The 12,990-nt window shown below is 73.2% G+C and carries 10 protein-coding genes and 2 tRNA genes; 6 read left to right on the plus strand and 6 right to left on the minus strand.

What is annotated here, in order from left to right; genetic code table 11:
• Nucleotides 1-96 precede the first annotated feature (96 nt).
• Together snpA (ACFV61_RS17740) and snpA (ACFV61_RS17745) are read right to left on the minus strand one after the other, a co-directional pair.
• The gene (gene snpA / locus ACFV61_RS17740) at nucleotides 97-720 is read right to left on the minus strand and encodes a snapalysin (protein ID WP_380335027.1); all 624 of its coding nucleotides are present in this window, start codon (nucleotides 718-720) and stop codon (nucleotides 97-99) included.
• A 340-nt stretch (nucleotides 721-1,060) separates the two neighbouring features.
• Nucleotides 1,061-1,702, minus strand: coding sequence for a snapalysin (gene snpA, locus ACFV61_RS17745; protein WP_380492543.1), 642 nt, complete (start codon nucleotides 1,700-1,702; stop codon nucleotides 1,061-1,063).
• A 260-nt stretch (nucleotides 1,703-1,962) separates the two neighbouring features.
• On the opposite strand from snpA (ACFV61_RS17745), the gene ACFV61_RS17750 reads away from it, so the two are divergent.
• Entirely contained in the window at nucleotides 1,963-2,937 is a 975-nt protein-coding gene (locus ACFV61_RS17750) for a LysR family transcriptional regulator (protein WP_244293453.1), read from the plus strand.
• 136 nt (nucleotides 2,938-3,073) lie between these two features.
• Here the strand turns inward: ACFV61_RS17750 and ACFV61_RS17755 are convergent, their stop codons facing one another.
• Both ACFV61_RS17755 and ACFV61_RS17760 read right to left on the minus strand, forming a co-directional pair.
• The gene (locus tag ACFV61_RS17755) at nucleotides 3,074-4,264 is read right to left on the minus strand and encodes a low temperature requirement protein A (RefSeq protein WP_380335032.1); all 1,191 of its coding nucleotides are present in this window, start codon (nucleotides 4,262-4,264) and stop codon (nucleotides 3,074-3,076) included.
• Nucleotides 4,265-4,717: 453 nt separating this feature from the next.
• Nucleotides 4,718-6,421 (minus strand): ABC transporter family substrate-binding protein, encoded by a 1,704-nt coding sequence (locus ACFV61_RS17760; RefSeq protein WP_063349272.1) that lies wholly within the window; start codon nucleotides 6,419-6,421, stop codon nucleotides 4,718-4,720.
• Nucleotides 6,422-6,766: 345 nt separating this feature from the next.
• Between ACFV61_RS17760 and ACFV61_RS17765 the strand changes: the two genes are divergently transcribed.
• From ACFV61_RS17765 to ACFV61_RS17780, 4 genes are all read left to right on the plus strand, one after another.
• Nucleotides 6,767-7,747 carry an ABC transporter permease gene (locus ACFV61_RS17765; protein ID WP_063349271.1) on the plus strand — a complete coding sequence of 327 codons (981 nt, stop codon included), beginning with the start codon at nucleotides 6,767-6,769 and terminating at the stop codon, nucleotides 7,745-7,747.
• Nucleotides 7,748-7,763: 16 nt separating this feature from the next.
• Entirely contained in the window at nucleotides 7,764-8,693 is a 930-nt protein-coding gene (locus ACFV61_RS17770; RefSeq protein ID WP_350882605.1) for an ABC transporter permease, read from the plus strand.
• Nucleotides 8,690-10,762, plus strand: coding sequence for a dipeptide ABC transporter ATP-binding protein (locus ACFV61_RS17775; RefSeq protein ID WP_380492545.1), 2,073 nt, complete (start codon nucleotides 8,690-8,692; stop codon nucleotides 10,760-10,762). The genes ACFV61_RS17770 and ACFV61_RS17775 overlap by 4 nt, the downstream gene beginning before the upstream one ends.
• Before the next feature lie 126 nt (nucleotides 10,763-10,888).
• A tRNA-Lys gene (locus tag ACFV61_RS17780) sits at nucleotides 10,889-10,962 on the plus strand.
• Between the two features lie 101 nt (nucleotides 10,963-11,063).
• On the opposite strand, the gene ACFV61_RS17785 is transcribed toward ACFV61_RS17780, so the two are convergent.
• Both ACFV61_RS17785 and ACFV61_RS17790 read right to left on the minus strand, forming a co-directional pair.
• On the minus strand, nucleotides 11,064-11,945 hold the full coding sequence (locus ACFV61_RS17785; RefSeq protein WP_380335039.1) for an alpha/beta fold hydrolase: 882 nt from the start codon (nucleotides 11,943-11,945) through the stop codon (nucleotides 11,064-11,066).
• Nucleotides 11,942-12,682 carry a DUF998 domain-containing protein gene (locus ACFV61_RS17790; RefSeq protein ID WP_079136315.1) on the minus strand — a complete coding sequence of 247 codons (741 nt, stop codon included), beginning with the start codon at nucleotides 12,680-12,682 and terminating at the stop codon, nucleotides 11,942-11,944. Before ACFV61_RS17790 ends, ACFV61_RS17785 begins: the two co-directional genes overlap by 4 nt.
• A 202-nt stretch (nucleotides 12,683-12,884) precedes the next feature.
• On the opposite strand from ACFV61_RS17790, the gene ACFV61_RS17795 reads away from it, so the two are divergent.
• Nucleotides 12,885-12,958, plus strand: a tRNA-Lys gene (locus ACFV61_RS17795).
• Nucleotides 12,959-12,990: the final 32 nt, after the last annotated feature.

Genomic DNA, 12,990 nt, shown 5'->3' on the forward strand with positions numbered 1-12,990 from the left:
GGGTCTCGTTGATGTTTTAACCACCCCGCCCCCAGCGGCCGCCCGCCCGGCCGGCGCGCGGCGGGCCGCGGCCGGCCGGGGGCGCCTGGCGGACGATCAGCCGCGCGCCCAGAGGGAGTTGACGCGGCTGCGCTCGGTGCCGTTCGGGTACGGGTTGGTGCAGGAGGTGCCGGGGCCGCCGCCGGACATCAGCTCGCTGCACGGGCCGGAGTAGTGGTCCGGCAGGCCGAGCACGTGCCCGGTCTCGTGCGCGGTCACCCGGACCGAGTTGTACTGCCGGTTCTGCTGGTAGTCGAGGAAGACGTAGCCGCGCCCGTGGCCGTCGGTGCTGGCGTAGGAGCCGCGGCTGTCGTTGCCCTCGTAGTAGGCGAAGTCGCCGCCCGAGCCGGACCGCAGCTGGACGTTGCTGACCGAGCTGTTCCAGATCTGCGCGGCGTTGGCGATCTGGGTGCGGAAGCTCGGTGCCGAGCTGGCGTCGTAGGTGACGACGACGGTCGCCAGGTTCGGGCTGGCGGCCTGCTTGGCCTTGGCGGAGGCCATCACGGCCTGGAAGAACGCCTGGTTGTTCGCGGCCTCGGCGGCCGAACCGGCGTACGTCGAGGCGGTGTAGCCCTGGACGCCCGGGCCGGGGGTGGCGGCGGACGCGGCGGTGGTGGGCAGCACGGCGAGACCGGCCGCGAGGGCCAGGCCGAGCGCGGCGGACAGCACGGATCGCTTCATGTGGGGGCTCCGATTCCGGTGGTGCCGTGGCCGGTTGGGGGCCGGCCCTGGGGGACACCTGGTCAGCGGGTGATGTCCCCAGAGCTTCGGGCAGCCCGGCGGGCGGGCGGATGATGTCAACCCGCGATAGCTTTGATCAATACCCCTTGCGGTAAAGCGATTTGAGATGTCTTTAACCAACCTTGACTCGCGCGTGCCCCTGGCATTCCGCTCCACCGGCGGTTAGGCTCCCGATCGGGGAAGCAACCGAGCGACGGGCCACCCGATTCCGGCCGGGCGGCCCGCCGCACCCGAAGGGCGTCGGCAACTTCCCTGTTTCAGCGGCGAGTTCGCGACTCCCCTAGTTCACGGAATCGACGCCGTTCGACCAGAGGCTGTCGACCTGGCCGCGCTCGTTGCTGTCGGGGTAGGGATTGGTGCAGGACGGGCCGGGGCCGCCGCCGGACATCAGCTCGCTGCACGGGCCGGAGTAGTTGTCGGGCAGGCCGAGCACGTGCCCGGTCTCGTGCGCGGTGACGCGCAGCGAGCTGTACTGCTGGTTCTGCTGGTAGTCGAGGAAGACGTAGCCGTGGCCGTGGCCGTCGGTGCTGGCGTAGGAGCCGCGGCTGTCGTTGCCCTCGTAGTACGAGAAGTCGCCGGTGCCGCTGCTCGCCTGGAGCTGGACGTTGCTGACCGAGCTGTTCCAGATCTGCGCGGCCTGGGATATCTGGCTGGTGAAGGAGGGCGCGCTGGCGGTGTCGTAGGTGACGGTGACGGTCTGCAGCCACGGGTTGGCGGCCTGCTTGGCCTTGGCGGAGGCCATCACGGCGTGGAAGAACGCCTGGTTGTTCGCGGCCTCGGCGGCCGAACCGGCGTACGTGGAGGCGGTGTAGCCCTGGACGGCCGGGCCGGGGGCGGCGGCGGACGCGGCAGTGGTGGGCAGCACGGCGAGACCGGCCGCGAGGGCCAGGCCGAGCGCGGCGGACAGCACGGATCGCTTCATGTGGGGGCTCCGGATTCGCGGTACGCCGAACCGCCGGGGCCGGTGGGGGCCGGACACGGCTGCGGCGACGGTGGGGGCGCCCCGGTGGGGCCGGGGCGGATTCGCTGCCCCTGAGCTTCGACCCGCCCGGGCCCGCGGCGGATGATGTCAACCGGCGATAGCACGGCCGCATACCGGCGGGGCCCACCACGTGCCCTCCTGCCGCGCTTTGTTCTGTCATGTCCTTGGCGATGTGGCCGGGTGGCGTCTATGCTCCGGGCGTGGAGCTCGACGTGAGACACCTCCGGGTGGTGTGCGCGATCGCCGACACCGGCAGCCTCCGCAAGGCCGCGCTCCAGCTCGGCATGACCCAGCCCTCCCTCACCACCCAGCTGCACCGCATCGAACGGGCCATCGGCGGCACCCTGTTCACCCGCGAGCAGACCGGCAGCCGGCCCACCGCGCTCGGCCACTCGGTGCTGTCCCGGGCCCGGCCGGTGATCACCGAGATGGCCGCGCTGGTGGCCGCCGCCCGCCAGGAGGCCCGCGACGCGGCCGGCCCCGGGCGGCAGCGCCGGCTGCGGATCGGCAGCGTCGGCAGCCGGGCGGTCGCGGCCTGGCTGCGCCGGGTGCACGAACGGCTGCCGGACACCGACACCACCATCCACGTCGACGTCTCGGCCAGCGCCCTGCTGCGGATGGTCGCCGCCGACCAGCTGGACGTGGCCTTCGTCTACGAGAGCGAGGGCTTCCCGCTACGGGTGCCGCCGGACGCCGAGCACCGGGTGCTGATGGCCCGTGAGCCGCAGTTCGTCGCGCTCGCCGCCGGACACCCGGCCGCCGCCCGCCCGGTCGTCCACCTGACCGACCTCGCCGAGGACACCTGGATGGTCGACCCGACCGCCGACCACGAGTACGCGGCGATGCGCCGGGTGTTCAGCGAGGCCGGGCTCAACCCCCGGGTGGTCCAGGTGCGGGACAACGCCACCGCCGCCGAACTCGTCGCCTCCGGCGAGGCCGTCCGCCCCTGCCAGCCGACCTCCGCCCCCGGGCCCGGCACGGTGGTGCGCCCCGTGCACGGGGACCCGCTGGCCGTCCGGCTGCTGCTCACCTGGCGCCCGCGCGCGCTCAGCCAGCCCGCGCTGGACGCGCTGTACGGCGAACTGCGCGCCGCCTACCTGGACCTGGCCAAGGTCAACCCGGCCTACCTGGCCTGGCTGGCCCGGCACGAGCCGATCCTGCTGGACTGCGCCTGAGCATCACCTGGCCGCCCGGCCGGCGGACGACGGCCAAGCGCCTGAGAGTCGCCGGGCACCCCACGGCGGCCGGGCGCCCGAGAACCGCCAGGCGCCCCACGACGGCCGGGCACCCCAGACCCGCCCAGCGCCCCCGTCAGCCCTCCCGGCTGTGCAGCAGCACGCCCACCGCCACGGTCAGCGCGCAGACCAGGCCCGCCGCCAGCACGCCGGAGCCGCCGAGCGCGGTGCAGGCCAGCACCAGCACCGCCCCGGTCGGGGCCAGCGCCTGCGCCGCGCCGGTCTTGGTGTGCCGGGAGTGCAGCAGCCAGACCGTGAGCAGGTAGAGCGCGGTGGGCACGGTGACCGTCGCGGTGGCGGCCGTCGCGGAGATCTCCGCCTGGTGCACGGCCGACTCCACGGCCACCTCCAGCCCGGTGCCGATCGCGGCGGCCGCGCCGAACACCAGGTAGTGGCCGTACCCCCAGGCGAAGGCCTGCCGGTTGGAGCGCAGGTGCTCGTGGACCGGCCGGGCGAAGTAGATCCACCAGGCCGCGAAGCAGATCAGCAGGCCGCCGATCGCCACCGGCAGCAGCCGGCCCAGCTCCTCGTGCTCGTCCACCGCCGACTGCACCGCGACCGTCGCGGCCGCCACCGTCTCGCCGAGCACGATCAGGGTGAACAGCCCGTACCGCTCGGCGATGTGGTGCGGGTGCCAGGAGGTCTGCATCCGCAGTTCGGCGACCACCGGCACGGCCAGCTCGCACAGCACCCCGAGCGGGATGACCACCGGCCGGACGGCGTCCGGCAGCAGCACCACCACCACCCAGCCCACCTGGCAGAGCGCGATCCCGACCGCGTACCGCACGGCGACCAGGCGCGCCTCGCCCTGCTCGGCGGCCGCCGCGCGCAGCCACTGGGTGACCATCGCCAGGCGCATCACCACGTACCCGGCGATCGCCAGCGTCAGGTCCTGGGTGGCGAACAGCCGTGGCACCCCGGCCGCGAGGACCAGCACCCCGGCGATCTGCACCAGCGTGGTGACCCGGTACGGCACGTCGTCGCAGTCGTACGCGGAGGCGAACCAGGTGAAGTTCATCCAGGCCCACCAGATCGCAAAAAAAGCGATCGCGTAGCCGCGCAGGCCGTCGCCGTAGTGGCCGGCCGCCAGGGAGTGGGCGAGTTCGCGCCCGGCCTGGCCGACGGCGACCACGAAGCAGAGGTCGAAGAAGAGTTCCAGCGGGGTGGCGACCCGGTGCGGCTCGTCCCGGGCGCGCGGGACCATCCGGCGCACCGGGGGCGGGTCGACGGGGCGCGGGTGGGGGGCGGCGGCGGATTCGCTGGCCATCGGTGCTGCTCCGGGTTCGGGAGGGGCTGGCTGTCCCGCGCATCCTGGCAGCGGCCCGGGCCCCGCGCACGCACCGGCGCGACGGGCGCAGCGGTTCGCGATCCCGGGGTCGATTGCGCCGTTCGTCCCATTTTTTCCTTGCCGTCAGCCGTAGTTGACGCCCTGGTGCGCGAACCGGGTGACAGCGCGGCGGGTTTCCGGGCGCGCCCCGCGCGCTGCGCCGCGGCCGGCCGGACGGCCCCGCTAGATTCGTCCCCGGTTGGAAGCGAGCGCGGGCCTTGCGGGGCCCCACGACACGGGCGGCCTGCGGGCAACGCGGAAGGTCAAGGCCGGTGGCAGGAGAACGGGGGCGGCAGAGCCGACCTTCCCGTGTCCGTACCACCGGCCTCGTGATCACCGCGCTGCTCGCCAGCGCCTGCCGCCCGTTCGCTCTCGCCGCGTCCGCGGCGGGGGCTACTTCTCCCAGCCGACCTTGGCGTAGTCCTCCCCGGCCAGGCCGAAGGCACCGTAATTGGCGAGGCCCTTGCGCGTCGCCACCACGGTCGGCCGCTGGTAGAGCTCGACGGTGTGGCCGAGCTCCCAGATCTTCGCGTCGGCCTGGTTGTAGAGCTTCGCGGCCTCCACCGGGTCGACCGTCCCGGCCGCCTTCTTGAGCAGGTCGTCGACCTCCTGGCTGCCGATGCGCGAGGGGTTGTTGAAGGTGTTGTCCCCCACCGGCAGACGGAAGTTGCCCAGGCTCTTGGAGAGCGGGAACGAGTCGGTGTTGCGCCAGCTCGCGATCTCGAACTTGCCCGGGTTCACGTACTTGGTGAAGAAGTCGTTGGCGGGCACCTTGTCCAGGCTCACCTTGACCCCGGCCTGCAGCCACATCGCGGCGGCGGCGGTGGCCAGGTCGATCTGGGCCTGCGGGGTGGACTCGTTGACCGTCCAGTGCAGTTGCAGTGACTGGCCGTCCTTGGTGCGTGGCTGTCCGGCGCCCGCCTCCTTCCAACCGGCGTCGTCCAGCAGCTTCTTGGCGGCGGGGACGTCGAACTTCGCCCACTCGCCCGAGTTGTCCTGGTAGCCGGTCTGGTTGGGCATGAAGATGTGGTTGCCGAGCGGCTTGAACTCCACCGGCACGCCATTGTTGGCGATCTTGATCAGCGCGGACCGGTCGAGCGCCTTGCCGAGCGCCTGGCGAACCTTCTGGTCCGCCAGCGCGCCGCCGGAGCCGAAGGAGATGTGCACCTCGTCCCACGGGCTGGCGGCCCGGATCGCGGTGTCCTTGGCGTCCTTGAGCTGCCCGTACGCGGCGGCGGTGCCGGCCGTGGCGAGGTCGATCTCGTTGTTGAGGTACGACTGGGTGGTCGCGGACTGGGTCATCACCCGGAAGGTGATCTTGTCCGCCTTGGCCTTGGTGCCCCACCAGGCCGGGTCCGGGACGAGGGTGAGGGTCTGCGCGGTCTTGTCCGCCACACCGATCTTCAGCGCGCCCGCGGTGATCGGGATCTTCTCCACCCAGCCCTTGTTGAAGTCGTCCGGGGTGGCGATGCCGGCCGCCGGGATCAGCGGGCGGAACAGGTTCTGCCAGTCCGCGTACGGCTCGGAGAAGGTGACCTTCACCTCGCTCGGGTCGGCCCCCTGCTCGACGGCGGAGATCTGCTCGTAGCCGGACGGGTCGGCGATGTTGTACGCCGGGTCCTTGCCGTTGCTGGCCTGCCAGTCGGCCTTGAAGTCCAGGTAGCTGAGCGGCTTGCCGTCCGACCACTTGGCCTTGGGGTTGAGCTTGTAGGTGATCACCTCGGGCGAGGTCGAGGTGACCTTGGCGTCCAGCAGGTAGTCGGTGTCGGGCTGGAAGGTGCCGGAGGCGTCCGTGTTGAAGAGCGACGGCTCCAGGGCGCGCATGATCGAGACCGCGTCGCCGTAGGTGCCGTCCACCTGGAACGGGTTCCACTGGGTGATCCACTGGTACAGCGGGAACCGCACCTCGCCGCCGTCCTTGACCTGGTCCAGCGGCTTGGCGTTGATGTCCTGGGAGTCCTGCCGGGGCGGCTCGCTCTTCGCCACCTTGTCGGCCGAGCCGCCCCCGCCCGAGGTGCACGCGGTGACCGCCAGCGCGACGGCGACGGCGAGGGCCGTCGCCCGGCCGAGGCGGCGGGCCGTGGTGGAAGCGTCCATGGAGTCCCCCTGGTGAGGTCTTCGAAACGGGCGGTAACGGGCAGTTGTGCCGCGCGAGGTGTGGCGGGGCTTGAGCGTGGGCAGCCAAGTCGGCACCGGGCCAGCAGAACGTAACAGCCGATCAGTTCCGTCACCAGGGGGAGGACCGCACACCTGATCCAGAAGTCATCTGCGGCAATACCGCCGCAACACCCCGGCCTCGCACCGGTGCCAGACTCTGACCTGCGCTTTCCCCGTACCGCCCCGTCCCCCTGCCGTCCGAAGGCCTGAACGGGCCCCGACCGAAGGCCACCACCCGATGCCCACCAGACGCGTCGGCCCCTCCCCCACCCCGGGCGGCCGTTGATGTTCCGTTACCTGGCGAAGCGCCTGAGCTACTACGCGGTGCTGCTGATCGCCGCCGTCTTCCTGGCGTACGCGATCTCCGCGACCGCCCTCCAGCCGCGCACCTACTTCGACGCCAAGGTCCCCCGCCCGGCCGCCGAGTCGGTCGAGCGCCAGCTCACTGCGCTCAACCTGAACGACCGCACCCCGGTCGTCGAACGCTTCGGCCACTGGGCCGACGGGCTGCTCCACGGCGACCTCGGCCGGACCATCCACGACACCCCGGTCACCGACGACTTCGGCCGCCGGGTCTGGGTCTCGCTGCGGCTGCTGCTGCTCGGCAGCCTGCTCGGCATCGTTCTCGGCATCGCCGCCGGGGCCTGGAGCGCCGTCCGCCAGTACCGGATCTCCGACCGGCTGCTCACCGTGCTCTCCTTCGTCCTGCTCTCCACCCCGGTCTTCCTGGTCGCGCTGTTCCTCAAGAACGGCGCCATCGCCGCCAAGGACGCGGCCGGCCACGACGTCATCCCGTTCACCGGCTACGAGACCCCCGGACTGACCGGCGGCCTCGGCGCCCACCTCGCCGACTGGGCGCTGCACCTGCTGCTGCCCACCATCTCGCTCGCACTCGGCGGCCTCGCCACCTACAGCCGCTACCAGCGCGGCACCATGCTCGACGTGCTCGGCTCCGACTACCTGCGCACCGCCGAGGCCAAGGGGCTCACCCGCCGCCGGGCGCTGGTCAAGCACGGGCTGCGGACCGCGGTGATCCCGATGTCGACCATGTTCGCCTACAGCTTCCTGGGCATCTTCACCGGCGCGATCTTCACCGAGACGATCTTCGGCTGGCACGGCATGGGCGAGTGGCTGATCCAGTCGATCAACGAACAGGACGTCAACTCGGTCGTCGCCGTCAACCTGTTCACCGCCGTCGTCGTCCTCGCCTCCGGCTTCCTCGCCGACACCCTGCACGCCGCCCTCGACCCACGCGTGCGGTCCTGACCGGAGGTGAACTGACGTGACCACCGTCGCCGTGGAACCGGCCGCCCCGGCCGCCGCCCCTCGCACCACCGGCCGGGCCCGGCTCGTCCTCGCCCGGCTGCTCGCCGCCCGCGGGGCCGTCGCCGGAGCCGTGATCGTCCTGCTGCTGTTCGCGCTCGCCTTCGGCGGGCCGTACCTGACGCCCTGGGACTACGCCGCCCCCGACTTCGGCGCGCTGCACCAACCGCCGTCCGCCGAGCACTGGTTCGGCACCAACGGGATCGGCCAGGACGTCTTCGCCCAGACCGTCCGCGGCCTGCAGAAGTCGCTGGTCATCGGCCTGCTGGTGGCGCTGTTCTCCACCGTGCTGGCCTCCCTGGTCGGCGCCTGCGCCGGCTACTTCGGCGGCTGGGCCGACCGCGCGCTGATGTTCGCGGTTGACCTGCTGCTGGTCTTCCCCAGCTTCCTGATCATCACCATCGTCTCGCCCCGGCTGAAGAGCGCCGGCTGGATCGCCTTCGTGCTGCTGCTCGCCCTGTTCAACTGGATGATCACCGCCCGGGTGGTCCGCTCGATGACCATCTCGCTGCGCGAGCGCGAATTCGTCCGCGCCGCACGGTTCATGGGGGTGCGGCCGCTGCGGATCATCACCCGCCACATCCTGCCGAACGTCGCCTCCTTCCTCATCATCGACGCCACCATCGCGGTCGGCGGCGCCGTGATGAGCGAGACCGCGCTCTCCTACTTCGGCTTCGGCGTCAAACCGCCGGACGTCTCGCTCGGCACCCTGCTCGCCGCCGGTACCAGCGAAGCCCCGGTGTTCCCCTGGCTGTTCTACTTCGCCGCCGGCCTGCTGGTGCTGTTCGTCCTCGCCGTCAACCTGATCGGCGACGGGCTGCGCGACGCCCTCGACCCCACCGCCGGGGGCGCGCCCCGCCGCCGCTCCGCCCGGAGGAAGAAGCCGTGACCACCACCGTCGACACCCCCCTGCTCGCCGTCAGCGACCTGCGGGTGGACTTCGCCGGGCCGCACGGCCCCGTCCCCGCCGTCCGCGGGGTGGACCTCACCCTGCGGCGCGGCGAGACCCTCGGCATCGTCGGCGAGTCCGGCTCTGGCAAGTCCGTCACCGCGCTGTCCGTGCTCGGACTGCTGCCCAAGACGGCCGGCGTCCAGGGCTCGGTGCGACTGGACGGGCGGGAACTGGTCGGGCTGCCCGGCAAGGAGCTCGCCGCGATCCGCGGCCGCCGGATCGCCATGGTCTTCCAGGACCCGCTGTCCGCCTTCACCCCGGTCTACCGGATCGGCGACCAGATCGCCGAGGCCGTCCGCATCCACCAGCGGGTCGACCGGGCCGCCGCCCGCCGCAGGGCCGCCGAACTCCTCGACCTGGTGGGCATCCCGGCCCCCGAACGGGCCCTGGACAGCTTCCCGCACGAGTTCTCCGGCGGCATGCGCCAGCGCGCGATGATCGCCATGGCGATCGCCAACGACCCCGACATCCTGCTCGCCGACGAGCCGACCACCGCGCTGGACGTCACCATCCAGGCCCAGGTGCTGGACGTGCTGCGCACCGCGCAGCGGGAGACCGGCGCGGCCCTCGTCCTGGTCAGCCACGACCTCGGGGTGATCGCCGGGATGGCCGACCGGGTCGCGGTGATGTACGCGGGGAGGGTGGTCGAGACCGCCGGGGTGGACGAGCTGTTCGCGGCCCCGCGCCACCCGTACACGCTCGGCCTGATCGGCGCGGTGCCCCGGCTGGACGGGCTCGGCGGCCCGCTCGTCCCGATCCCCGGCGCACCCGCCCCGATGGCCGACCTGCCGCCGGGCTGCCCGTTCGCCGCCCGCTGCCCGCTCGCGGAGGAGCGCTGCTCGGCGGCGGAGCCGGAACTGGCCGGGGGCGACGGGCACCTGGCGGCCTGCGTCCGGTCGGCGGAGCTGGCCGAGCGGCGGCCCGCGCCGGCCGACGTCTACCCGGTGCCGGCGCTTCCGGCCCCGTCGGCCGCTCCGGGGGACCGGGGGGACCGGGGCTCGCGGGCGCCGGTGCTGGCGGTGAGCGGCCTTGGCAAAACGTTTCCGCTCCTCAAGGGCACGGTGTTCAAGCGCCGGGTCGGCGAGGTCTACGCGGTGGACGGCGTCGACCTGGACCTCCGGGAGGGCGAAACCCTCGGCCTGGTCGGGGAGTCCGGCTCCGGCAAGTCCACCACGCTGTTCGAACTGCTGAACCTCACCGCCCCCGAGACCGGCCGGATCGAACTGCTCGGCCACGACACCGCCAAGCTCTCCCGCGCCGAGGCCCACCGGCTGCGCGCCCGACTGCAGATCGTCTTCCAGGACCCGATGGCCAGCCTCGACCCGCGGATGCCGATCGGCGACATCATCGCCGAACCGCTGCGCGCCCAGCACGCCGCCCGCGAGGAGATCGCCCGCCGGGTGCCCGAACTGCTGCACCAGGTCGGCCTCGACCCGGACCACGCCGCCCGCTACCCGCACCAGTTCTCCGGCGGGCAGCGCCAGCGCGTCTCCATCGCCCGGGCCCTGGCCGTCCGGCCGAAACTGCTGGTCCTGGACGAACCGGTCTCCGCCCTGGACGTCTCCATCCAGGCCGGGGTGCTCAACCTGCTGCAAACGCTCAAGGCCGAACTCGGCCTCTCCTACCTGTTCGTCTCGCACGACCTCTCGGTGATCCGGCACCTCGCCGACCGGGTCAGCGTCATGTACCTCGGGCGGACGGTCGAACAGGGCGAGGTCTCCGCCGTCTTCGACCGCCCCCGACACCCGTACACCCGCGCCCTGCTCTCCGCCGTCCCGCTGCCCGACCCCGCCGCCGAGCGCGCCCGCGACCGCATCCTGCTCGCCGGCGACCCGCCCTCCCCCACCGAGCGCCGCACCGGCTGCCCCTTCCGCACCCGCTGCCCGGTGTACGCCCGCCTCGCCGACCCGGCCGCCCGCACGCGGTGCGAGCAGGAACGGCCGGCGCTCCTCGGCGACACCCCGGCACAGGACCACCAGGCGGCCTGCCACTACCCGGAGCCGTAGCCAGCCGCCCGCGATCGCTGGGGGTGATCACTACGGGCGGTCACCATGGGCGATCACTACGGGTGACCACTCGAAAGCGATTCGGCGGATCGACCGGGCGCCGTGTAAAGTTCTCCGAGTCAGCAGGCGCCGCTAGCTCAGTTGGTTAGAGCAGCTGACTCTTAATCAGCGGGTCCGGGGTTCGAGTCCCTGGCGGCGCACATGGCAAGGTCTCAGGCCGCTCACTTCGGTGGGCGGCCTGAGGCGTTTCAGTGGGCCTTTCAGTAGGCGCCGCAGTAGGCGCCGCAGCGGGTGCCCGGCCTCAGCCGGTGTCCAGGACGGCGGAGGCCACCGCGTCCGGGCGGTCGAACATCACCAGGTGCCCGGCCGGGGCGGTGGTGCGGTAGTCGGCCCCGAGCAGCGCCGCGAGCTCCCGCTGGCCGGCCAGCCACTCCTCGGTACGGCGGCTGCGGCAGCCGTCGTCGGCGGCGAGCACGGTGACCGGCAGGCCCTCGGGCAGCGGCCGGGTGCGCCGCAGCCCGTCCACCTCGGCGGCCAGGTCGAGGTAGCGCGCGTTCTCCCGCAGCAGGGCGCGCAGGGCCCGGCCGGTGCGGTAGCAGTGCCGCACCAGCGGCGCCGGGGCGAGGTCCTCGCGGCAGACCGTGGACAGCCGGGCCGTCAGCCGGCGGGCGGCCGGGCCGAGCAGGTACGGCACGGCGACGGCGGTGGCGGCGCCCGCGAGCGCCCGGGCCGCCAGGTCGCGCGCTCCGGGGGCCGGGTACGGCCGGGCCGCCGGCTCGACACTGCTGTCCACCAGGACCAGCCCGGCGGCCCGGTCGGGATGCAGCCGGGCGAAGGCCTCGACGTGGAAGCCGGCCAGCGAGTGGCCGACGACGGTGCAGGGCCCGCGCAGCCCGAGGCCGTCCAGCACCGCGCGGATCCGCTCGGCCTCGCCGGCGGCCGTCGGGGCGGGCCGCCCGGTGGCGGGCTCGGGGGCGCTCAGCCCGTAGCCGGGCCGGTCGAAGCGGACCACGGTGCGGTAGGGCGTAAGGAAGGGGACGACCAGGTCCCAGTCGAACCAGCTGCTGCCGAGGCCCCCGGTGAGCAGGCAGACCGGGCCGCTGCCCTCGGTGCGGACGTGCAGCGGGACGCCGTCGACGCGCAGGAAGCGCGCCCGGGTGCGGGGGTCGTCAGGTGCGGTCATGCCGGCTCCCGGCCCGGGGGCCGTTCGGCCGACCGGGGCCCCCGGTGCGCCGGCGGAGAAGCGTCGGACCAGGTGGATTCGTCGCCCGGCGCCCCCGCGGGGAGGGCCAGGCTCACTGCCAGGACGGCCAGCCAGAGCGCCACCAGCAGCACCTGGAGCCGCTGGCCGGCCCCGAGCGCCCAGGTGCCGCGCCCGGCCTCGAAGGCGGCGATCGCGGCCAGGCTCCAGCCGGTGGCCAGCAGTTCGGCGCCGAGCAGCCAGGGCCCGATCCGGCGCACCGGCGGCCACCAGCCGTAGCGGCGGGCGGCGACGGTGAGCGCGGCCAGCCCGGTGAGCGCACCGAGCATGGCGAGGCTGCTGGTGACGGCGTGCGCGGTGTGGGTCGCGGGGACGAGCCCGGCGGTCTCGCGGGCGGCGCACATCTCGTCGCTGGTGGGGGCGCAGCTGAGCGGCAGCCGGGAGTCGGCGGCGGTCGCCGCGCCGAACAGGGCGAGGGCGGACCAGCCGACCACCGCCCACCCGCGCCGGGCACCGCGCGGCCCGGCCTGCCCGCCGGCGAGGGCGGTGACGGCAGCGGCGAGCACACAGAGCCCGGCGACCAGGTCGGTGGCCCGGAACAGGCCGCCCAGCGGCTGGTCCTCGGCCGCGAGTTCGCTGATGTACGCCTGCACCGGGTCGAGTCCGGTGCTCAGCACGACCTCCAGCACCCACGCGGTGTACGCCGTGGCGCTGAGCATCAGCAGCGCGGCGACCGCCTTCCGCGCGTTCGGGTGTCCGGGCTTGGGGCTGGGCACCGTTCCACCCTAACCGGCGGCGAACTGCACCCCAACCGGGCGGAAACGGACAGCTCGGCGGCGGGCCGGCTCCCGCGCGGATGCGGGCGGTTCCGGGCGGTTCGAGGCACCCGCCGGGACCGTGTATTGTTTTCCAGGTCAGCAGGCGCCGCTAGCTCAGTTGGTTAGAGCAGCTGACTCTTAATCAGCGGGTCCGGGGTTCGAGTCCCTGGCGGCGCACAGACATTTGGGGAGCCTCTCGCAGCAGCGAG

It is taken from the genome of Kitasatospora sp. NPDC059817 (assembly GCF_042731835.1).
Lineage (GTDB): Bacteria > Actinomycetota > Actinomycetes > Streptomycetales > Streptomycetaceae > Kitasatospora.

Bases quoted from the DNA above. Each gene is read 5' to 3' on its own strand.
- ACFV61_RS17785 (WP_380335039.1), bottom strand. From the start codon at position 11,945: ATGACCGCACCTGACGACCCCCGCACCCGGGCGCGCTTCCTGCGCGTC.
- ACFV61_RS17790 (WP_079136315.1), bottom strand. From the start codon at position 12,682: ATGCTCAGCGCCACGGCGTACACCGCGTGGGTGCTGGAGGTCGTGCTG.
- ACFV61_RS17765 (WP_063349271.1), top strand. From the start codon at position 6,767: ATGTTCCGTTACCTGGCGAAGCGCCTGAGCTACTACGCGGTGCTGCTG.
- snpA (WP_380335027.1), bottom strand. From the start codon at position 720: ATGAAGCGATCCGTGCTGTCCGCCGCGCTCGGCCTGGCCCTCGCGGCC.
- ACFV61_RS17755 (WP_380335032.1), bottom strand. From the start codon at position 4,264: ATGGCCAGCGAATCCGCCGCCGCCCCCCACCCGCGCCCCGTCGACCCG.
- ACFV61_RS17760 (WP_063349272.1), bottom strand. From the start codon at position 6,421: ATGGACGCTTCCACCACGGCCCGCCGCCTCGGCCGGGCGACGGCCCTC.
- snpA (WP_380492543.1), bottom strand. From the start codon at position 1,702: ATGAAGCGATCCGTGCTGTCCGCCGCGCTCGGCCTGGCCCTCGCGGCC.